This window comes from Pedobacter terrestris, assembly GCF_052343045.1.
Taxonomy (GTDB): Bacteria; Bacteroidota; Bacteroidia; order Sphingobacteriales; family Sphingobacteriaceae; genus Pedobacter.
The window spans coordinates 2,998,987-3,018,422 of sequence record NZ_CP180264.1 but is presented as its reverse complement, the minus strand read 5'-3'; the positions used below and the strand labels follow the sequence as shown (position 1 = coordinate 3,018,422).

The following is a 19,436-nucleotide window of genomic DNA, read 5'->3' as shown; positions in this document are numbered from 1 at the left end:
TTATTTTATAGCACATGACAGCGCAAAAAACACAACCCAATTTTTTTGAATTTTACGAACTTCCGGTACAATTTCACCCGGATTTAAACACCATTAAAAGCAAGTTTTACGCCAATAGCAAGAAATTCCATCCAGATTTTTATGCCAATGAGTCTGAAGAAAAACAACAGGAAGTTCTGGAGCTTTCTACATTGAACAACAAAGCTTATCAGACATTAAGTCATCCGCAAAAGAGGTTAAAATACGTTTTGGAATTAAACGGAGTGGTTGCCACAGATGAAGGTTACCAATTGCCGCAAAGTTTCTTAATGGAAATGATGGAGATTAACGAGGCTTTGATGGATTTAGAGTTTGAGCCGGATGCAGAGAAACAGGCACAGGTAGAAAGCGATATTAATGGAATTGACCAACAATTACAGGATAAAATGAGCGCACTTACAATTGCTTTTGATGCCGATGCAGAATCAACTGCTGCGGTTTTTCCAGAAATGAAGGATATTTTTTACCGCCAAAAATATATTGCAAGGATAAGAGAACGTTTGGCGAAGTAATCTTATCCCTGCATTGGCTTTATTCCTGTTCGGTTAAACGAATAGAATCATCAGATAAGACAATTAAACGCTCTTTGTATAAAGCGCCAATGGCTTTTTTGAAAGCACTTTTGCTGATTTGGAAACGGTGATAGATATCTTCTGGAGTACTTTTATCGCCTAATTCTATTAGTCCGCCGCTGTTTTCAAGCTCATGAATAATCATATCTTTAGAATCCAGAATATGGCCATAGCCGCTAGGTTGTAAAGTAAGATCAATTTTATTTTCAACACGGATTTTCTTGATCCAGCCTTTGCGTTGGTCGCCAACTTGTACATCAACAAAAACTTCATTAAAATACAATAGACCAATATAGCGGTTGTTGATGATGGCATTGTAACCTAAATCGGTTTCTTCAGTTATCAACAGACTTACTTCATCGCCTTCTTCAAACTCAAAATTATCTTCTTCTACAAAATCGTATAACATGGAAGAAGCGCATAAACGATTGTTTTGTTCATCAAGGTATACATAAACCGCATATTTATAACCTTTTTTCATTGGGCGTTTTTGCTCTTTGGCCGGTACATATACATCTTTGTCGATACCTAAATCCATAAAAGTTCCGTCATCGCCATCAGATACGACTTTTAAAAAGGCAAAATCCCCCACACAGGCAAAGGCCTTTTGCATAGTAGCGCCTAATCTTCCATCTTTTTGTACAAAAACAAAAACACTTACATTATCACCAATCTCTACGCCGCCTTTAAGGTGCTGGAAAGGCAAAACAGCATTTTGTTCGCCATCAGTTAATACTAAACCGCCTTCGTATTTGCTGGAAACCCGCAATTCATTATATTTTCCTATTTCAATCATTTTCTTGGTAAGCCATTTTCTTCAGTGGCTTTAAGTTTCAAAGGTACGGCTTTAAGTTTATCTAAAATTTGCCCATCCATATTATTTATATATTTTAGCGAACTACTAAAATAACATCTAAAATGAACAACAACATTCCTACATTTTTTTTAAGCGACGAGTATTTTATTGACGAGAAAGTCAATTTCCTGAAATTTGCCAATGAGTATAAAGTGTATAATGAAAAGGCTGAGCAAATTGGACTGATTAAGCAACGCATAAGTGGTTGGCACAAAGTTCTGCGCCTATTGATTAATAAAGCAATGATGCCTTTTACTTTAGAAATTCTGGACAGTAATGATGTTTTACAGGCCACTATTTATCGTGGATGGACTTTCTGGATGTCCAAAATTATTGTGACTGATCCGCAAGGGGTAGAAGTTGGTACAATTCAACAAAAGTTTAAATTTTTTAAACCAACATTTATCATATCGGAGCCAATTTCTGGAAGTGAAATTGCTAAAATCTCTGGCGATTGGAAAGCGTGGAATTTTACCATTAGCAATAAAGATGGATTGGAAGTTGGGAAAATAAATAAAAAATGGGCCGGTGCTTTGAAAGAGGTTTTTACCACTGCCGATAAGTACAATGTTTCTATCGATCCGAAATATGCAGAAAACAACCAGAAAGTGGCAATTGTTGCTACAGCCATTACCATTGACATGGTTTTAAAAGAAAGTAAATAAGTATAAACTAAAAAAAACTATATATGCCTGATTGTTTCAGGCATTTTTGTTTTCAGCGCTTTTCGCCCGTTTCCAATAAAAACATCTACATTTGATTGTACAAGTACTGTCTATATGGAAAAATCCCCATCGGTAAAAAAACCGAGTATTTTTAGCTTGCTGGCATCCTACAGAAGCCTTATTATTCTTCTGATCGTGTTTGCTTTGTTAAGCAACGGGATAAATCTATTGCTGCCAAAAATTATCGCCCATGGCATTGATAGCTTTGAAAACAAGACCTTCCGTGTAGATAGCATTTTGCTTCAGTTTACGCTGGCCATAGTGTCTGTTTTTATTTTTACTTATCTGCAAAGTGTGGTACAAACTTATGCCTCAGAAAAAGTAGCGAAAGATTTGAGAAGCCAGCTTTCCGATCAAATTTCGAGACAAAGCCACGCATATGTGATTAAAGCCAACCCTGCACGTTTACTGACCAATTTAACATCAGATGTAGATTCCATTAAAATGTTTGTTTCTCAGGCAATTGTTTCTATTGCATCGTCTATATTTTTAATTGTTGGCGCAAGTATTTTGTTGCTAATGATTAATTGGAAACTGGCACTTTGTGTAATTGCAATTGTTCCGCTTATTGGTGGCGCGTTTTATTATGTGCTAAGCAAAGTGCGCGTTCTGTTTAAAAAGAGCCGCGAAGTAATTGATTGGTTAAATAAAGTAATCAGCGAAAGTATTCTCGGTGCAGCTTTAATTCGCGTCATCAATTCGCAGCAGCTGGAATATGATAAGTTTATTGAAGCAAATAGTAAAGCGCGGGATTTAGGCCTTTCCATATTGAGGCTTTTTGCCGGCTTAATTCCAATTATCATTTTTGTAGCCAACCTGGCCGGCTTAACGATTCTTGTTCTGGGCGGTCATTTTGTAATTACCGATAAAATGACGCTTGGCGAATTTGCAGCTTTCAGTAGCTATCTCACAATGATTCTGTTCCCAATTTTGGTTATTGGATTCATGAGTAACGTAATTGCCCAGGCAACAGCATCGTATCAAAGAATAGAAATGGTCTTGAATGCTGAAAAAGTTGATCATCCCGGAACAATAGAAAAATCATTAAGTGGAGAACTCGAAGCACGGGATATTTCATTGAGTTTCGGTCAAAAACCAGTGTTGAAGAATGTATCTTTTGCTGCAAAAAAAGGAAGTAAAACTGCCATTTTAGGTCCAACTGCTGCAGGCAAAACGCAACTTTTGTACATGTTAACAGGTTTGGTTGATCCAACCTCTGGCTTGGTTTGTTTTGATGGACAAGACATTAACCAATATAATCAAGAGCATTTTTACAAGCAAATTGGATTTGTATTTCAAGACAGTATTATGTTTAATATGAGCATACGCGAAAATATTGCCTTTAGTACGCATGTAAGCGATGCAGCCTTAGCCAAAGCGGTAGAAACTGCAGAGCTGAAAGATTTTGTAAATGCTTTGCCAGATCAACTGGATACTTTGGTTTCTGAAAGAGGGAACAGCCTTTCTGGCGGCCAGAAACAACGCATTATGCTGGCACGCGCACTCGCTGTAGATCCAAAAATCTTGCTTCTTGATGATTTCACAGCACGTGTAGATCCCAATACGGAGAAACGCATATTGAATAATATTGAAAAAAATTATCCCGATTTAACTTTAATTTCTGTTACCCAGAAAATCGCGTCAGTACAAAATTACGACCAGGTAATTTTGTTGATGCAGGGCGAAATTGTGGCGCGCGGTACACATGCAGAATTGCTGGCCAACAGCCCAGAATACGTTCAGATATATAATTCCCAACAGAGTACCAGCAACTATGAACTACAATCTTAATCAGCTTAGCTCAAAGCAGGAAAAGCAATCTACATTTACGGCGCTTAAAAGATTGTTGAAGTTGATCTCGGCTGAGCAGAAAACACTTGTTCTGGCCTTTATCGTTATCCTGATCAACTCTGGCTTACTCTTAATTGGCCCACTTTTGATCGGACATACCATTGATACGTATATCCGTACCAAACAATTTCACGGCGTATTGGTGTTTGCTGGTATTTTATCGGTAATCTATATCATTGTCATGATCACTGGCTACACACAAACCAAATTAATGGGCGGCGTAGGACAGAGGATGTTGTTTACTTTAAGAAATGCAATTTTCAATAAGCTGCAAGAATTGCCGGTGTCTTTCTTTAATCAGAACAAAGCAGGCGATTTGATATCGCGCGTAAATAACGATACAGACAAACTGAATCAGTTTTTTTCTCAATCGCTGATGCAGTTTATTGGAAGTATTTTCAATATGATTGGGGCTGGTATTTTTATTCTTTCCATTAATTTCGAACTTGGAGGCGCAGCATTACTTCCAGCTGTTGCCATTGTATTATTTACGGTTGTTTTATCGCCATGGGTTAAAGCAAAGAATGCAAAAAATCTGAAAAGCGTCGGCGGAATGAGTGCCGAGATACAAGAAAGCCTCAATAATTTTAAAGTGATTATTGCTTTTAACCGCCGCGATTATTTCCGTCAGCGATTCGATGAAACCAATAAAGAAAATTACAAAACCGCCATCTCTGCTGGTTTAGCTAATAATATTTTTGTTCCGGTTTATGGTCTGCTCTCCAGCGCAGCACAGCTGATAGTTTTGTTGTTTGGAATCTATTTAATTTCTAAGGGGCAATTTACAATCGGGTTATTGGTCAGTTATATTGCTTATACCAATAACTTCTACAATCCTTTGCGCCAGCTTGCTGCACTGTGGACAAGTTTTCAGGTGGCTATGGCCAGTTGGGATCGTATTTCACAAATTTTAAACCTGGAAAGTGATCTGCAACAAATGTATACCGATACAAAAACAAAATCTGATGCCTTGCTCGAATTTCAAAATGTTCATTTTGGATATCACAGTAAAGAGATTCTGCACAATGTGAGTTTAAAGTTTGAAAAAGGAAAAACCTACGCGCTAATTGGTCCAACCGGCGGCGGCAAAACCACCACGGCATCATTAATTTCGAGGTTATACGATGCAACAAATGGCGAAGTACTGTTAAATGGTAAAGACATAAAGTCTTTTACTGCCGAAGAACGTACAGAGAAAATTGGTTTCATTTTGCAAGAACCATTTTTATTTACCGGCACCGTAAAAGAAAATATACTTTATGGAAATGCTAAATATAAAGATGTGAGCGATGCAGAACTTACAAAAATTATAGAAGAAGCCAACCTGAACGAGTTGCTATCTATTTTTGATGAAGGATTAAGCACGCAAATTATTTCTGGTGCAGATAGCATCAGTTTAGGCCAGAAACAATTGATTGCTTTTATTCGTGCAGTATTGCGTAATCCTGAACTGTTAATTCTGGATGAGGCAACTGCAAATATTGATACCATAACAGAGCAGTTACTGGGCAATATTCTGAATAAACTGTCAAAAGAAACGACCTTGGTTATTATAGCCCATCGCCTAAATACAATTGAAAATGCCGATGAAATTTATTTCGTAAATGAAGGTGAAGTGCAACGCGCCGGCACATTAAACGATGCTTTGACCATGTTGCTAAAAGGAAAAAGAGTTAGTTAGTGAATAGGAAGCTGAACAAAAAATGTGGTACCTTGGTTAACTTCACTTTCAAACCAAATTTTTCCGCTGTGGGCTTCAACAATTTGTTTACAAATCATTAAGCCTATACCGAATGATTTTTCACCATTAGTGCCCAGTCGTTTACAATCTGTAGCAATGGCAAGTTGCTCATTTTCTTTAAAAATCTGGATTTGTATTTCCCGAGGGATACCAATTCCGGAATCAGCGACGGTAATGAGTACGTGATCCTCAAGAATATTCATTTTAATATGAACTGTACTTGAATGTGCACTGAATTTTAGTGCGTTTGTAATTAAATTAGCAAAAACCCGCGCTATTTTCTCGCGGTTCAGTTTTATGGTTAAAGGCTGGACTTCTACTATAATTTTCTGTGCCTTTTCATCTGCTTTATAACGCAGAAGATTTCCGCAGTGCCTTAATAAACTCTGGAGATCTACAACATCTTTTTCCACTTTTTCTGGCAGTTCATTCTCTTGTTCCAATAAATCATTAACAAATTTAATCGCATCGGCACTGGAGTTCTTAATCAGTGCAATTAAAGGTTTATGCTCTTCAGGTAAAGTATTTTTTTCGAGAAGTAATCCGGTTAAACCAATGATTGCGCCCATTGGTCCGCGTAAATCGTGCGCAACAATGCGGATTAAATTTTTTTGTGCACTTTCACTTGCTTCGGTTGTAGTAATGCTTTTTTGCAGTATAAGATTTTGTTCAGTCAATTCTTTGTTCATTAATCTCAACGTCTGATTACAACGTTTTGTAGAATTACAATTCAGGCACATTTGATAAAGTACAGCAAGTGTGGCCAGTAAAGTTGTGAATGTTAAAATAAAATATATGCAGTTCATGTTTCCCCTTTTTCAGCTCAAGTTAAATTGGTTAAAGCCTGAATCGAACCCAGGGGATGTTAAATCGATTCTTAAATTATTAATTCGATTTCCGGTTTGGGATGAGGAATATCGGAATGATTGAACAAAAGTAAACTATTTATAATGATTTTGAACAATTGGTGAAATTATAGTTGCTCGGTAAAAATCAAGTTACCCTAACCCAAAGGCCTGAAATGCATACACATATTTTCAGGAAATAAAGATGTCCTTTAACTCCTGATAATGAGTGCAGTAAGAAAAAAGAACAATGGAAAATTCTGTCTTTCAAGGGAAATTAACAATAAGTAGTTTCTGAATAAACCTGCAATAGCCCTAAAAAGTGCTGTTCACTTTATTCAGAAGGCATAAATATTCGTCTTAATTTTTACCTTTGGATTCCTACTTATATAGGGATAGACAACTAAAAAAAAGCCTTCTCAGGATTGAAAGGCTTTTTTTCTTTTTTAGGGCAGTTCTGCGATTTAGACTACAGCGGTTTCAAAAATCCATCTTCAAAATGTCAAAAACATATTCACTTAACAAAACTTTCCTTTGAATTATTTAATTTTGCACAATCAAATTTTACAAAATGGAACAGTTAAAATTAGAAAATCAGTTGTGTTTCCCGATTTATGCTTTATCTCGTCAGATCACATCGATGTATCGTCCACATTTGGAAAAATTAAAGCTAACCTATCCGCAATATTTAGTAATGATGGTTTTATGGGAACATCAAAAGGTTTCGGTAAAACGGTTGGGCGAATTGTTATATCTGGACAGCGGAACATTAACACCTTTGCTCAAACGAATGGCCGAACGCGGTTGGTTAAGCCGGGAAAGACGAGCCGCCGATGAACGCGTTGTGGATATTATCCTTTCTGCCAAAGGCCGGGATTTGCAGGCACAGGCAACCAACATTCCAGATGCGCTGTCTGAGCAAATGGAAACCAGTGAAGAAGAATTTCTGGATCTGCGCAAGCAAATTCGCAAAATATTAAAATCAGTAGAAACAAAAGCGTAAGCTATACACAAATCACAATGGAAAAATTATATACTGCCACAGCAACTGCAAAAGGTGGCCGAAACGGACATGTAGAAAGCGATAATGGCGTTTTAAATTTAGAAGTACGTATGCCTAAAGCAATGGGTGGCGCAAATGACGATTACACGAATCCGGAGCAACTTTTTGCTGCCGGTTATGCCGCATGTTTTGATAGTGCACTTCAATTGGTTATCCGTATGAAGAAAGCACAAACTGGCGAAACTGCGGTGACTGCAGCTGTAAGTATTGGTAAAAATGGCGACGGAGGCTTTGGTCTGGCTGTAGAATTAACTGCAAATATTTCTGGTGTAAGTCTTGACGAAGCGCAAACGCTTATTGATGAAGCGCATAAAGTTTGTCCGTATTCTAATGCAACCCGTGGCAATGTAGCGGTAACGTTGAAAGTTACCAATAACTAAAAGGCATTACAAGCACCTGTACCCGTTACAGGTGCTTTTCTTTTTTTACTCCCGATTCCTTTTAACGCTTTTATAAAAGCTTTTCTCAAACAGAAAAGAATCCACAACTGCTAAATTATTTAGTAAATTACGTTAAATTTGCTTTTTAGCATTTCAGTATGGAAAATAAGGTTAATATCAATAACAATAGTGTAGATTTTGCAGGCATTACAAAAGAATATAAAGAAGCTGTTGCCGAGCTAATCTGGAATGGATTTGATGCAGGTGCCACAGAAGTTGATTTGATTTTTGATGCAAATGAAATTGATTTTATCCCGTCACTTACGATAAAAGACAACGGCTCTGGCATTAATTTATCCACGCTGGGCAAAACCTTTGGTGCTTTTCTGGATTCACTTAAAAGATCGGCAGAACAACGTTCGTCTTATATCCGCGGAAAAAAGGGCAAAGGGCGTTTTTCTTTTATTGCATTTGCACAAAGTGCGATTTGGAATACCACATATTTAGATGAAGTTTCTGGAGAATATCTGACTTACGATGTCACTATTCATGCAGCTACGAAAGATTATTACTACGATGAAAACAAAATCGTGTCTAAGAGCAAACAAACGGGAACCACTTTGCAACTGCTCAATTTGTTCGGTGTAACGGCTTATTCTTTTTCAAGCGAAGCTTTTCAGGATTATCTAAAATATGAATTTGGCTGGTTTTTGTTGTTGAATAGTAAGAAGGATTTTAAACTTTCTATTAACGGAGAAGCAATTCGTTACGAAGAAATTCTGGCCGATCATCAGGTTAGTGAGAGGGAATTTGAAGATGCTTCCAGCAGCCGGTTTAAGTTTACGGTTACTTTTGTACGTTGGAAAGAACGTATTGGCGATAAGTTTTATTATTATTTTCTGGATAGCGATAAAAAAGAGGTTTTTAAACAACTTACTTCATTTAACAATAATGCGATAAATTTTAACCACAGCGTTTATATTGAATCTGATTATTTTAACAATTTCAATGCAGGTGATCAGGAAACATCAGAAGGATTATTTGGCTCAAACCAGCAAAGTCCGGTTTTTAAAATGCTGATCAGAGCGCTTCAAAAAATTACCAGTTTAAAACAGAAACAGTACGTGCGGGAAACTGCTGCAGATGAATTAATGCAACGCTTGGAAACATCTGGTTTGCTGCCGGTTTTTGGTTTAAGCACAGAACAACAGCAAAGAAAGCATCATTTTATGCAAGTGGTGCGCGAAGTATACTGCATCCAGCCTAAATTGTTTAAAGGCTTGAGTGATATTCAGGAACGTACACTTTTGATGTTGGTTGATAATATGGTAGACCGTGAACCTGCAGAACGTATTTTATCACTTTTTGGACAGATACTGAACGTCAATGAAGAAGAACTGGAAACTTTTAAAACTGTTTTAACTGGAACATTGCCTGCCGGATCGTAAAATTATATGGAATCGGAATATTTAATCGAAGAGAAATCTGCATAGCGGGTGTATACTGATTTCACTTGAAAAAAAAAATTTAGCAGCCATAGCATACTAAAGTTTCGATAATTTTACTCTACGCCTGCGCCCAATGCTCGGTATAGATCTGTTATCGCGTTTAATCTGTCTCTTTTGATGCTAATTACGGTACCTTCAATAGCGCCCGGATATTTTTTTTCCTCGTGGGCGAGTGCTGGTTTAACTTCCAGGAAATCTACATCTGGTGCGGCAGCTTCTGGCATTTGCGGATTGCCCGAGCAGGCAGAAAGCAATGCTGAGGTAATTAAAATTGCAGATAGACTGTGGATTAAACCCTTCTGAGAAAGTTTTCTTTTCATTTCTTGGGACTTTATTTTTGTCCAAAAAAACGAAAATCTAATGTGCCCGAACCGACTAAATTGACCGAAACGTAGATTTTTGTTTCTGAACCGAAAATACTACCGACCGAGTTTTTTATGTAGAAATTACTCGTTTATCACTTGTGCTAAATTAAAAATCCAGCCAGTTTTTTAAAGATTGAGCTTTATCTCTGCTCACTACAATTGCTACTTCAGGGTTATTCTTAATGTCTACTTTAAGTTTACCATTAAAGTAATTGTGTACTTGGTGAATGGCATTCATGTGTACAATAAATTGCCGGTTTGCCCTAAAAAAGCATTTTGGATCTAGTTGCTGTTCCAATTCTTCCATGGTTTGTGGCAGAATTTCATCTTTAATAAAAAAACAAAAGTTATTCTGGAGCGGTCATCCCAAGTTCTGCCCATTCTTCTTTAGAAGGGCCATAAACTCCAGGAACGCGAAGGTCAAGCATGCGCATAATTACCGTCATTTGTCCACGGTGATGAATTTGATGATGAATTATAACACTTAAAACCTTGCCTTTTTCCCACTCTTCGCCATACATTTCCACAGTTTCCAGTAAGGAAGAATCTGTCCATTTTGAAGGTAAAGTTTTTGCCAGTTCTTCGCTATATTGCGTGTAAAGTGTTGTAAGCGCTTCAATTGAAGCTGGTATAGGTTGTGCTTCAAGGAAATCTTCAGAAAAAATGCCCGCGCGGTGGCCCATTTCAGTAATGGTTTGTGTAAGATGCCAACTTAAACGCTCTAAAGACCGAACCTGCTCATGAATAATGTTTGTACGAACCGAATCGATTATATTTCCGAGAACCTTAATTGTACTTTCGGTTTCATATTTCCAATCGGTTATAAAATCATTAATATGACGGTACATAGTATTTAGGGATTGTTTTGCCTGGCAAAGATAGTAATGAAAACTAATTTATTTAGTTTTTTTTGTGTCTTTTATTTTCCACCAGACGTATGAATTTAGTAAACTTCTATTCTTAGTTAGGCCTGCATTGCTTCTACAACTTCGCTAAGTTTTACCTGATATTTATGTTCGAGGCTTTTTACTGCGCGCTCATTGTCTATGAAACGGGTTTCTAGTTCTGTGAAAAGCGTTAAGCATGCAGATTTTGTGAAAAAACGGTTGAAAAAATCTTTGAATCGCTGTGCAAAAAATATCTGAAGCACCAGAAATGAAAGAATAAAGATATAATGTGCGAAGGCATAATCATTCTCTGCGCTTTTTTGGATACCAAGTTTCACTGCCAAAAAGTCTAATGCAATTGGAATTAGTACTATTGGCGCGATAGAAAATAGTCTGGTTTTCACCTCAAATTGTTTCTCCGCCTGATCAATCTGTACCTTAAATTTTTCTTGTACAGCTTTTAATGGCAGCAATCTGTTATGGCTTGATTGTTCTAAAGCAGCAAGTTTTTTCCCGTGATCAACATCTATTTTGCGCATGTTTTCCAGCAAGTCTTCTTCTTGTTGGTTAATCTTTTCCTGATCGGCCACAATCGCTTCCTGTTCTACAATTACTTTTTCCATTTCTGCCAAATCTTGTGGCAAACCCAGATAGAGTTTCTGTTCAATGGCTAAAATTCTATCGTCAAGGTTTTTTTGTTGTTGTTTTAGTGCCTGATAAGCCGTCTTAGAGCCAGTTTTGCGCTCATCATACTGGCCTTCCAGTTCAATTAACGCGGTACCGTATTCAAGCGTTGTCAGATCCTCCGCATTTTTTGCAAAACGATTGTTAAGTTCCCGAAGTGTTGCAAAACTTTCTTCAGGTGTATTTTTTTGTTCTTGAAGATTGTTATGAAAGGCGGATAATGCTGCTGTTGACAGTGGGGTTAATGGCATTTATGATCTAGGTATATAAAAATTAAAATTAGGAAATTTATCTTAATTAATCCCTCGGAGGATAAATACTTACATCATACTGAAAAAAATCGTTTTTATTATAATCCCCGGCATACCACGATTTTTTTGGTGTATAAAGATTTGGTTCCTTTTTGACTTGGTGTTTATACACAAAAGTGATTTTAAGCTAACTGCGAGATATCTAAGCTGATTAAGTTTTCGCCACGTTGTCTGCGTCTGCCAGATATTCTCGCAAACTTTGAAATTATTTTATAGCCTAAAAAGCCACCAACCAATACAAGAAAGTGCTTGTCGAGCGGGCACGCAACCGGACCGGTTGCTGTAAGTATGGTATAATTATAACTGGAATGCGGAGTCACAGACCCTTCCAAAAAGCATGTTCCCACAGAAGCACCATTTAGACGTGCTCTTGGACAGGAATTTAAGCTAACAGGGTAGCGTACGCCGTTTGAGAGGTATGCGCCTAGAAAATCACGGTCTATATATAAGGTTCCCGATGTAGTGTTTCCGACCAAACAGCCAGTTCCGGTTTGTGCAAATGCGGTGCCCAAGCAACTCATCCAGCAAAGTAGTACAAGTTTGAATTGTCTATTCATTTTTGTATAACCATATTGAATCAAACATTTGTTTCGTTTTAAACAAATGTGAATATTATGAATACAAGTATTTGGTATTGATTATTTTATCCATTGTTGGTGTTCTTTTACATGTTTCTTTATCGGCACTTGGCTTTAAAACAAGCAAATATTAGCCAAATAGTGAAATATAAATAATTGAGGACTACACTTGCTTTTTGCGGCAAATGAAAGCCAGGTTTTTTTAAAAATGAATTGATTTAAAAAAAAATATAAGGAACACTATAATTTTCCTAAATTGCCGTAAAAAAAAAATATATCTATACTATGGCTAAAGGCAGAGTAAAATTTTTTAATGAGTCCAAAGGTTTTGGATTCATCGTAGACAGTGATAGTGGCAAAGAAATTTTTGTTCACGTTTCTGGTTTGAAAAATCCGATCAAGGAAAATGATTCAGTAGATTTTGAAGTTCAGGAAGGAAAGAAGGGATTAACGGCTGTAAATGTAAAACTGGACTAGTTTATCATATTTGTTAATCAACAAAAAATGCAGATAGATTGACTATCTGCATTTTTCGTTTAAGAGGCTATTATACTCATAATCTTATCAAGCGCTAAATCCCGTTGTTCAAATTCCTGAAAAAGAAATGGGAGTGCGCCCATTGTTGTTTCTACCAGAATTTCAGGGAAATCTTTGCTTAGAATTTTGTCGTCATGATCGTAATGGATCATTTCTTTTGGTCTGATGATTACAATATTTTCAATTTTAATAAAGGTGTTTTGGATCTTAATAAACTTTCCAACTTGTGATACTGGCATAAAGGAATAGACTTTTGTTTAGGGCAACCAATATCACCATCCTTTTTGCTTTTCCAAATACTTATAATTGATGATTTTCCTGGCCGATTGACAGTAATGTTAATACGGAATATTTGGTTTATCAAAATTGAAAATTGTTTTAAAGAATGGCTGTAAACAAAAAACGGGCATATGACCTAAGTCATACACCCGTATCTAAATTAACGCTCTCAAGGGCAAATATACAATTATATTTTAAATTACCAAAAAATAAGTAATTTGTATTACTGAATATACAATTTTGATTCAATAGAATTTACTTTCTCAGCAGTATCTATCGAGAGATGCAAGTTTAAGCGGGTAAATCTAATACATCCTCAAAATTATTGATCAAACCTGGGTAAACTAAATTGAAACGTAGCACCATCCCCCCAGACGCTTTCGAGCCAAATTTTTCCCTGGTGTCTTTCTATAATTTCTTTGCAGAGGTATAAACCAATTCCAAAACCGGCAATAGAACCGGTTTCATTATTTTTTACCCGATAATAACGTTCAAATAGATGTTCCTGATCTTCAATAGCAATACCCATTCCGTTGTCTTTTACAGATACCACAACCTGATTCTCCTCTAAATGGTAGGTAATATCAATTTTTGATCCGAACGGACTATATTTTATGGCGTTTCCAATTAGGTTCTGCAGAATCTGTGAGATCTTTTCTCGGTCTGCAGAAACATTTAATTGTTCGTTATACACAAAATTCAGTTCGTGCGTGTTGGATGTACTCACAATTTCAGCTTCCAGTTCATGAAACAAATCTGACAGATCAAATTCTAACGGATGAATAGATAGTTTTCCGGATTCCAATCTTGATACATTTAGAAAACCATTAATCATAGATGTCATACTGCCAATTTGCTTCAGCGCCTTTTGCAGTGTATTCTCCAGCATGTCATCTTGAGATTTCACGGCAATGCGCTGCAGCAGTTGCATATATGCTTTAAGCGATGTAAGCGGGGTTTTCAATTCATGACTAACCATGCTGATAAAATCGTCTTTGCGTTGTTCGTCTTTCTTTTGTTCGGTAATGTCCTGCACAGTTCCGTTTAGGCTCAGCGCAATTCCGGATTCGTCAAAAGTAGTTCGTCCTACAGCACGTAGCATTCTCGGTTCATACTGATTTTTCGGTTGGATTCGATATTCACAGAAATAATGCCCTTCAGATTCTGGGCGCAGTACAGCAGCAATTGCCTGAGTGACCCTTTCTCTATCTTCAGGTACAATCGCAGATGTGGCGTTAGAGAGATCGATATATTCATCCGGGCGAAGCCCAAACCATTCTTTCAGAAGGTTGTTTCCGGCAAAAAGATTAGTGCTGGGTTCATAAAAGAAGGTACCCATTCCACCGGCTTCAATAGCCAACTCGAGCATTTGTTTTGCCTTATCGTGCTCTCTTTGTATCCGGATTTGTTGTGTTATTTCTTCCAGAATAACCAATACGCCGGTCACTTCGCCAGCGGCGGAAATAATAGGTTGATAAATAGAATTTACAAAAGCCTCGCGTAGATTTCCGTCGATATTGAGCAATACGCGTAGTGCAACATTTTTCTTGGCAATTCCGGATTCGAGTACATCTTCAAGCCAGGCATTAATTTGCTGGCCTTTCATTTCCGGGCGCGCAATGCGGTGTGGTTTTCCCAGAACATCAGACTCTGTTCTACCCCAGATTTTTAAAATCACCGGATTTGCAATTTCAATAACCAAATCAGGTCCTTGAAGTACACACATACCAACGGGCGCCTGTTCAATAATGGTGCGGATATATTCTCTACTATCGGCAAGTAAAATCAAAGACTGGTTCAGCTCTTCATTTGTCGATAGCATTTCTTCTACAGTTGCGGCCATTTCTTCGGTCAAACTTTGTTCTTCTTCTTCTTTTTCGGCAAGAAGCAACATGGAGTTTCGCCGGTAAGTTACATCAGTAGCGGTATGTAAAATGCAATAGGTTTTTTTGCTGGCGTCTTGAATGGCGCGGTATTCAAAATCGAAATACAGTGTTTTAAGTTCGCCATCGATAACCAGATCTGCAGCCGTTTCTCTGGCAGAATATGTAATCCCGCTGCGCCAAACCGTTTGTAAAATATGAATAAAAGGCTGGCCTACAAGTTCCGGAACAGCTTCTTCTAAAGTTTTTCCAATTGATGAGCTGTCTTTTCCCCAAAAAGATAACATAGCATCGTTTGCAAAACGGATTAATAGGTCTTCATTTATATAAATCGCTGTTGCATCTTTCGTGGTCTGTAATACCTGAAGGAGCATCTGATCGGTAAAATTTTCTATAGGGAGATTTTCTTCATTCATGCTGTGATGCACAAATATAAGATTTCGCGTTTATATCACATTAGATCTTTCTTGGCAACTTTCGTGGATAGGGTAAAACACGTAAAAATGCCTGTTTACCATTTCGTCATGGATTTGAGAACAGAGCCTCGCGGAAGAGACAAAATGTGATGGAGAATATTATTCCTTCAGGTGCTGTTTTTGTTCTATTGAATAATATGCGGGTTAAAACCATGTTTATAAAAATTGGTTGTTTATACATCTCAATAAAAATAGACGTATGGATAACAATTCAGTAGAGAACAACTTGATGACACTTGACGCCATTTTTCAAAAGCATTTAGTGGAAACTATTTTAACAGAAAATGGAGAAATTACTTATGTGCTGGACGATGGTTTGGACCTTGCAGAATATGCGCAGATGGCGAAAAAACTACTTCAAGCAAAAAAGGAAATTGCGCATGATTTTGTAGGCACTGTGACCAATAAGTCGAGAAATGAAAGCCATACGTTTACCTATAATTCTGGTTGGTTTTTAGATGGTATTGCCGGCGGCGAAATGGAATAAACCCATTTCAGCACCCAAGACTTTCATCAAAGTTCTTACCTCATTTTTCAAATTTAGTTTTGTACACCAAGCGAAATTATCTACCTTGCTGGAACAATGAATTTTAGAAAAATCATTTCCCCACCAGCACAATAATTGACCATCAATAGGGCAGTATAACGATATATATCGTGTTTGATTTCGCGCCCTTCATCAATTATTTATTTTAAGATATTATATTTTATTTTAATAAAAAAATCATATTTACTATTGCATATTGCAGTAGTTCTTGCTGGGTTTACCGGCGTTTTTGGGAAACTGATCTCTCTAAACGAGGTTGTTTTAGTTTGGTACAGGGTTTTTATTCCGGCTATTCTGTTGTTCGCATTGGTAAGGTTTACAAAAAAAACAATATTAAACACGCTTTCCGAGCGTGTCAAATTAGGTAAAGTTAGTTTGCTTATTGGCATACACTGGATATTTTTCTACGCAAGCATTAAATACTCTAATATTTCTGTAGGTGTAATTTGTTATTGCCTAACCAGTTTATTTACCGCGATTTTTGAACCGCTCATTAATAAAAAGCCATTTTCTGCTAAGCAACTTTCACTAAGCGCACTAACACTGGTTGGCATCATTCTTATTTTTCACCTCGATCCTTCTTTTCAACTGGGCATTATTTTGGGGGTTATTTCAGCAGCTTTTGCAGCGCTTTATACAGTCTATAATGAGCGTTTGGTTAAACATTATGATAGCGTAGTAATTAATTACTACCAAATGGTTGCCGCAACAATTGGCCTAAGCTTTATTGTACCTGCTTATTTATACTTTTCACCAGCAATTTCGCTCGTGCCGGATCTTGCAGATTTTCTGAATTTAATTTTCCTGGCTGCTGTTTGTACGGTGTTTTTGTATGTTCTTTTTGCAGAATCGTTAAAATCTATACCTGCATTTACAGTAAATCTGAGTTTTAATTTAGAACCAATTTACTCCATTATTCTGGCCTTTATATTTTTTGGAGAAGGAAAAGAGGTTAACATTTATTTTTACGTGGGTTGTGCTTTTGTATTGTCTTCTGTATTGTCGCAAAGTTTGAGGACAAATAACAATATGGTTCCAATCGAGCTGAAAGAAGGATGAAAATTTTAGGATACAATGTTGCTGGTCATGAGTCAGCGACACTGTATTTTTTTATTCAGAATAGAATAAACAATTAATTTTAAACTTTTTGACATCCAGGTTGTTGTTGTTAATTATGATAAAAATTAGCGCCTCAACCAAATTAATTCTGCTTGCCATTTTTTTCGGTCTTCCAATGCAGTTACTTGCACAGTCTGATGATATTGATGGAGATAAACTGATTAAAGATTTAATGGAACAACGGTATCGGTACAATATGAGTATAATCAACGGGTCTGAAATTGATGTTCCGTCCGTTAATTCTCTTATCGGACAGCCAAATTGTTCAATTACTTTTGCGGGTAATGTATTTCTAATCCAAAACAATTGTATAATTGCTGTAAAGGGAATTGACCTCAGCGCTGCGGCAATTGAGAAAATTAATTCCCGATTTGTTCTTTTGGATAAAATTCAGAAGATGTGTTGCGAGAAATCTGGCTTGGCTTGCTCAGCAAAAAAACGAAGTTTAAATGAGATGAAAGCATTAGACCGACAGTATTTTGCGACACTCAGAAGCCTGAAATATTTTTTCAGTTTCCTCTCAGATAAAATTAAAAGCCCGAAAGCCTCAGAATTAATTCTTGCCTCAAAACTCAATTTGCCCCGTTCACTTGTGGCTCAGGTACAGTAGTTTAAGTATTTTCCTTTCTTCTTAAAGGAAAAGAAAGGTTTCCTCCGTTTAAAAGCAATTGATTTTACAAACTTATAATTTGTCCTAATTGGCCTGAATATTGTATATTTGTAACCCGTTGATGGATTTCAACGGAAAAATAACTGGGGCCGTTCTGGATTTGACAGGGTGGCGAAAGTTATGTTAGCATGCAGTGCGTTGTACGGAGAGCACTTTAAAGAGAACGTTCAAAACAATAATTGGCGAAAATAACTACGCCTTAGCTGCCTAATTTAGAATTAGCATAGCTTTTGTCCCTCTAATTGCTGCACCATTAGGTTAGAATCAGGGGCATCGAAATAATAGTGCTGGCTTTAAGTAGGTACGACTTAAAGTGAGATAAAGTACCTAAGGATAGGAATAAGGTCGGTTTTCAGCCCGTTTCTATTTCGAAAATTAATTGAAAAATAAGCATGTAGAAGGTATAATTTATCTCACAACTGGACAAGGGTTCGAACCCCTTCGGCTCCACCTAAAAACGACTCGCATATTCAATTATGCGGGTCGTTTCTGTTTTATGGATTTTTATAAAACCAATAATTTTACCAATATACACCAATAGTTATCCCATAAGAAAAAACAATAAGACACCGTGGAAATTTTAGGTCCGCTTCACTTAAATGCGAATAAAACCAACTCAGAAGGTTCGAATCCAATTGTTTTTATTTCGATCTATACAGGGCTGAGCTTTAATATTTAGCAACGGCGCCAATTACCTATAACAGATTTAAAGCAATCGATATTTTGTTTTTTCCTAATAAAAAGGAATTTGGTTGAGGTGCTGTGGGTTTATGGAAACTTCTCAAATGATCTAAAAATTGCTCCCTCGAATAGTGGAGTTATCGGTATCTCAGATATAGATGGTGCGAAAATTACGGTCGGTAGTATTCTGCTCTATTTTTATAAAACCTTACCAATTTTAACCGAATGTAAAGTAATTTATAAAAAACAGACAGACTTGTTTGTTCGTTTCAAATATTTGATTATTTTTGTATCGTTAAAACTGTCAATTATGTCATCACCGAAACAAAGAATCATGGAGACCACGTCCGTTCTCTTCGCAAGTCAAGGATACAATTCTACCGGGATCAATCAGATAATTTCCGAAGCTAATGTTGCTAAAGCGAGCTTTTATCAGCATTTCAAATCTAAGGAAGATCTTTGCGTAGCATTTTTAGAAGCAAGGCATATATTCTGGTTTAATGAACTGCACAGTTTCATAAAGAATGAAGAAGACCTGAAATTAAAAGTGATTTCTTCATTTGATTTTTTGATTCATATGAACGTGAAGGAAAATTTCAGAGGTTGCAGTTTCTTGAATATCTTATCTGAAATTCCTGGTGATAACGTTAAAATCCTGAATCAGATCGTGCAGCACAAGAAAGATCTTCGTGCATTTTTTTCAGCATTCATAACCGATGAGAATTTATCAGACCACATTTATCTGCTTTTCGAAAGCTGTATAACCGAGAGTAAAATGTTTAAGTCGAATCAATTCATCGACAAATCAAAACTAATTATAAACAATTTAATTCATTAAA

21 protein-coding genes and 1 other RNA gene are annotated in these 19,436 nt (G+C 36.8%); 13 read left to right on the top strand and 9 right to left on the bottom strand.

The window, feature by feature from the left end; all coding sequences use genetic code 11:
* Positions 1-14 precede the first annotated feature (14 nt).
* The gene (gene hscB / locus ACJVDH_RS12715; RefSeq protein ID WP_443943779.1) at positions 15-551 is read left to right on the top strand and encodes a Fe-S protein assembly co-chaperone HscB; all 537 of its coding nucleotides are present in this window, start codon (positions 15-17) and stop codon (positions 549-551) included.
* Positions 552-570: 19 nt separating this feature from the next.
* On the opposite strand, the gene ACJVDH_RS12710 is transcribed toward hscB, so the two are convergent.
* Positions 571-1,407 (bottom strand): CvfB family protein, encoded by an 837-nt coding sequence (locus ACJVDH_RS12710; RefSeq protein WP_443943778.1) that lies wholly within the window; start codon positions 1,405-1,407, stop codon positions 571-573.
* A gap of 122 nt (positions 1,408-1,529) precedes the next feature.
* Between ACJVDH_RS12710 and ACJVDH_RS12705 the strand changes: the two genes are divergently transcribed.
* The 3 genes from ACJVDH_RS12705 to ACJVDH_RS12695 all read left to right on the top strand — a co-directional run bounded on the left by ACJVDH_RS12705 (position 1,530) and on the right by ACJVDH_RS12695 (position 5,724).
* Positions 1,530-2,132, top strand: a complete 603-nt coding sequence (locus tag ACJVDH_RS12705; RefSeq protein WP_443943777.1) for a phospholipid scramblase-related protein — start codon at positions 1,530-1,532, stop codon at positions 2,130-2,132.
* A 114-nt stretch (positions 2,133-2,246) separates the two neighbouring features.
* Positions 2,247-3,983 carry an ABC transporter ATP-binding protein gene (locus ACJVDH_RS12700; RefSeq protein ID WP_443943776.1) on the top strand — a complete coding sequence of 579 codons (1,737 nt, stop codon included), beginning with the start codon at positions 2,247-2,249 and terminating at the stop codon, positions 3,981-3,983.
* On the top strand, positions 3,967-5,724 hold the full coding sequence (locus tag ACJVDH_RS12695) for an ABC transporter ATP-binding protein (protein WP_443943775.1): 1,758 nt from the start codon (positions 3,967-3,969) through the stop codon (positions 5,722-5,724). Before ACJVDH_RS12700 ends, ACJVDH_RS12695 begins: the two co-directional genes overlap by 17 nt.
* Here the strand turns inward: ACJVDH_RS12695 and ACJVDH_RS12690 are convergent.
* On the bottom strand, positions 5,721-6,590 hold the full coding sequence (locus ACJVDH_RS12690; RefSeq protein ID WP_443943774.1) for a sensor histidine kinase: 870 nt from the start codon (positions 6,588-6,590) through the stop codon (positions 5,721-5,723). The two genes, ACJVDH_RS12695 and ACJVDH_RS12690, sit on opposite strands and share 4 nt — an antisense overlap.
* 610 nt (positions 6,591-7,200) lie before the next feature.
* On the opposite strand from ACJVDH_RS12690, the gene ACJVDH_RS12685 reads away from it, so the two are divergent.
* From ACJVDH_RS12685 to ACJVDH_RS12675, 3 genes are all read left to right on the top strand, one after another.
* Positions 7,201-7,632, top strand: a complete 432-nt coding sequence (locus ACJVDH_RS12685; protein ID WP_443943773.1) for a MarR family winged helix-turn-helix transcriptional regulator — start codon at positions 7,201-7,203, stop codon at positions 7,630-7,632.
* 17 nt (positions 7,633-7,649) lie between these two features.
* Positions 7,650-8,072, top strand: a complete 423-nt coding sequence (locus ACJVDH_RS12680; RefSeq protein WP_443943772.1) for an organic hydroperoxide resistance protein — start codon at positions 7,650-7,652, stop codon at positions 8,070-8,072.
* A 158-nt stretch (positions 8,073-8,230) separates the two neighbouring features.
* Positions 8,231-9,520 (top strand): ATP-binding protein, encoded by a 1,290-nt coding sequence (locus ACJVDH_RS12675; RefSeq protein ID WP_443943771.1) that lies wholly within the window; start codon positions 8,231-8,233, stop codon positions 9,518-9,520.
* 113 nt (positions 9,521-9,633) lie between these two features.
* On the opposite strand, the gene ACJVDH_RS12670 is transcribed toward ACJVDH_RS12675, so the two are convergent.
* The 5 genes from ACJVDH_RS12670 to ACJVDH_RS12650 form a co-directional block, all read right to left on the bottom strand.
* On the bottom strand, positions 9,634-9,900 hold the full coding sequence (locus tag ACJVDH_RS12670; protein ID WP_443943770.1) for a hypothetical protein: 267 nt from the start codon (positions 9,898-9,900) through the stop codon (positions 9,634-9,636).
* A gap of 151 nt (positions 9,901-10,051) precedes the next feature.
* Positions 10,052-10,252 (bottom strand): LytTR family transcriptional regulator DNA-binding domain-containing protein, encoded by a 201-nt coding sequence (locus tag ACJVDH_RS12665; protein WP_443943769.1) that lies wholly within the window; start codon positions 10,250-10,252, stop codon positions 10,052-10,054.
* 40 nt (positions 10,253-10,292) lie between these two features.
* Complete coding sequence (locus ACJVDH_RS12660; RefSeq protein ID WP_443943768.1) at positions 10,293-10,793, bottom strand: DinB family protein; 501 nt, start codon at positions 10,791-10,793, stop codon at positions 10,293-10,295.
* 116 nt (positions 10,794-10,909) lie between these two features.
* Positions 10,910-11,767, bottom strand: coding sequence for a hypothetical protein (locus ACJVDH_RS12655; RefSeq protein WP_443943767.1), 858 nt, complete (start codon positions 11,765-11,767; stop codon positions 10,910-10,912).
* A gap of 182 nt (positions 11,768-11,949) precedes the next feature.
* Positions 11,950-12,384, bottom strand: coding sequence for a hypothetical protein (locus ACJVDH_RS12650; RefSeq protein WP_443943766.1), 435 nt, complete (start codon positions 12,382-12,384; stop codon positions 11,950-11,952).
* 306 nt (positions 12,385-12,690) lie between these two features.
* Between ACJVDH_RS12650 and ACJVDH_RS12645 the strand changes: the two genes are divergently transcribed.
* Positions 12,691-12,882 carry a cold-shock protein gene (locus ACJVDH_RS12645; protein ID WP_443943765.1) on the top strand — a complete coding sequence of 64 codons (192 nt, stop codon included), beginning with the start codon at positions 12,691-12,693 and terminating at the stop codon, positions 12,880-12,882.
* Positions 12,883-12,941: 59 nt separating this feature from the next.
* Here the strand turns inward: ACJVDH_RS12645 and ACJVDH_RS12640 are convergent, their stop codons facing one another.
* Positions 12,942-13,181 carry a hypothetical protein gene (locus ACJVDH_RS12640; RefSeq protein WP_443943764.1) on the bottom strand — a complete coding sequence of 80 codons (240 nt, stop codon included), beginning with the start codon at positions 13,179-13,181 and terminating at the stop codon, positions 12,942-12,944.
* A 362-nt stretch (positions 13,182-13,543) separates the two neighbouring features.
* The gene (locus tag ACJVDH_RS12635; RefSeq protein ID WP_443943763.1) at positions 13,544-15,520 is read right to left on the bottom strand and encodes an ATP-binding protein; all 1,977 of its coding nucleotides are present in this window, start codon (positions 15,518-15,520) and stop codon (positions 13,544-13,546) included.
* Positions 15,521-15,779: 259 nt separating this feature from the next.
* Between ACJVDH_RS12635 and ACJVDH_RS12630 the strand changes: the two genes are divergently transcribed.
* The 5 genes from ACJVDH_RS12630 to ACJVDH_RS12610 all read left to right on the top strand — a co-directional run bounded on the left by ACJVDH_RS12630 (position 15,780) and on the right by ACJVDH_RS12610 (position 19,435).
* Positions 15,780-16,067 (top strand): hypothetical protein, encoded by a 288-nt coding sequence (locus ACJVDH_RS12630; RefSeq protein ID WP_443943762.1) that lies wholly within the window; start codon positions 15,780-15,782, stop codon positions 16,065-16,067.
* A gap of 174 nt (positions 16,068-16,241) precedes the next feature.
* Positions 16,242-17,186, top strand: coding sequence for a DMT family transporter (locus ACJVDH_RS12625; protein ID WP_443943761.1), 945 nt, complete (start codon positions 16,242-16,244; stop codon positions 17,184-17,186).
* Positions 17,187-17,301: 115 nt separating this feature from the next.
* Entirely contained in the window at positions 17,302-17,856 is a 555-nt protein-coding gene (locus ACJVDH_RS12620; RefSeq protein WP_443943760.1) for a hypothetical protein, read from the top strand.
* Between the two features lie 145 nt (positions 17,857-18,001).
* Positions 18,002-18,369, top strand: a transfer-messenger RNA (tmRNA) gene (ssrA, locus tag ACJVDH_RS12615).
* A gap of 538 nt (positions 18,370-18,907) precedes the next feature.
* Entirely contained in the window at positions 18,908-19,435 is a 528-nt protein-coding gene (locus ACJVDH_RS12610) for a TetR/AcrR family transcriptional regulator (protein ID WP_443943759.1), read from the top strand.
* Position 19,436: the final 1 nt, after the last annotated feature.

Bases quoted from the DNA above. Each gene is read 5' to 3' on its own strand.
- hscB (WP_443943779.1), top strand. From the start codon at position 15: ATGACAGCGCAAAAAACACAACCCAATTTTTTTGAATTTTACGAACTT.
- ACJVDH_RS12710 (WP_443943778.1), bottom strand. From the start codon at position 1,407: ATGATTGAAATAGGAAAATATAATGAATTGCGGGTTTCCAGCAAATAC.
- ACJVDH_RS12705 (WP_443943777.1), top strand. From the start codon at position 1,530: ATGAACAACAACATTCCTACATTTTTTTTAAGCGACGAGTATTTTATT.
- ACJVDH_RS12700 (WP_443943776.1), top strand. From the start codon at position 2,247: ATGGAAAAATCCCCATCGGTAAAAAAACCGAGTATTTTTAGCTTGCTG.
- ACJVDH_RS12695 (WP_443943775.1), top strand. From the start codon at position 3,967: ATGAACTACAATCTTAATCAGCTTAGCTCAAAGCAGGAAAAGCAATCT.
- ACJVDH_RS12690 (WP_443943774.1), bottom strand. From the start codon at position 6,590: ATGAACTGCATATATTTTATTTTAACATTCACAACTTTACTGGCCACA.
- ACJVDH_RS12685 (WP_443943773.1), top strand. From the start codon at position 7,201: ATGGAACAGTTAAAATTAGAAAATCAGTTGTGTTTCCCGATTTATGCT.
- ACJVDH_RS12680 (WP_443943772.1), top strand. From the start codon at position 7,650: ATGGAAAAATTATATACTGCCACAGCAACTGCAAAAGGTGGCCGAAAC.
- ACJVDH_RS12675 (WP_443943771.1), top strand. From the start codon at position 8,231: ATGGAAAATAAGGTTAATATCAATAACAATAGTGTAGATTTTGCAGGC.
- ACJVDH_RS12670 (WP_443943770.1), bottom strand. From the start codon at position 9,900: ATGAAAAGAAAACTTTCTCAGAAGGGTTTAATCCACAGTCTATCTGCA.
- ACJVDH_RS12665 (WP_443943769.1), bottom strand. From the start codon at position 10,252: ATGGAAGAATTGGAACAGCAACTAGATCCAAAATGCTTTTTTAGGGCA.
- ACJVDH_RS12660 (WP_443943768.1), bottom strand. From the start codon at position 10,793: ATGTACCGTCATATTAATGATTTTATAACCGATTGGAAATATGAAACC.
- ACJVDH_RS12655 (WP_443943767.1), bottom strand. From the start codon at position 11,767: ATGCCATTAACCCCACTGTCAACAGCAGCATTATCCGCCTTTCATAAC.
- ACJVDH_RS12650 (WP_443943766.1), bottom strand. From the start codon at position 12,384: ATGAATAGACAATTCAAACTTGTACTACTTTGCTGGATGAGTTGCTTG.
- ACJVDH_RS12645 (WP_443943765.1), top strand. From the start codon at position 12,691: ATGGCTAAAGGCAGAGTAAAATTTTTTAATGAGTCCAAAGGTTTTGGA.
- ACJVDH_RS12640 (WP_443943764.1), bottom strand. From the start codon at position 13,181: ATGCCAGTATCACAAGTTGGAAAGTTTATTAAGATCCAAAACACCTTT.
- ACJVDH_RS12635 (WP_443943763.1), bottom strand. From the start codon at position 15,520: ATGAATGAAGAAAATCTCCCTATAGAAAATTTTACCGATCAGATGCTC.
- ACJVDH_RS12630 (WP_443943762.1), top strand. From the start codon at position 15,780: ATGGATAACAATTCAGTAGAGAACAACTTGATGACACTTGACGCCATT.
- ACJVDH_RS12620 (WP_443943760.1), top strand. From the start codon at position 17,302: ATGATAAAAATTAGCGCCTCAACCAAATTAATTCTGCTTGCCATTTTT.
- ACJVDH_RS12610 (WP_443943759.1), top strand. From the start codon at position 18,908: ATGTCATCACCGAAACAAAGAATCATGGAGACCACGTCCGTTCTCTTC.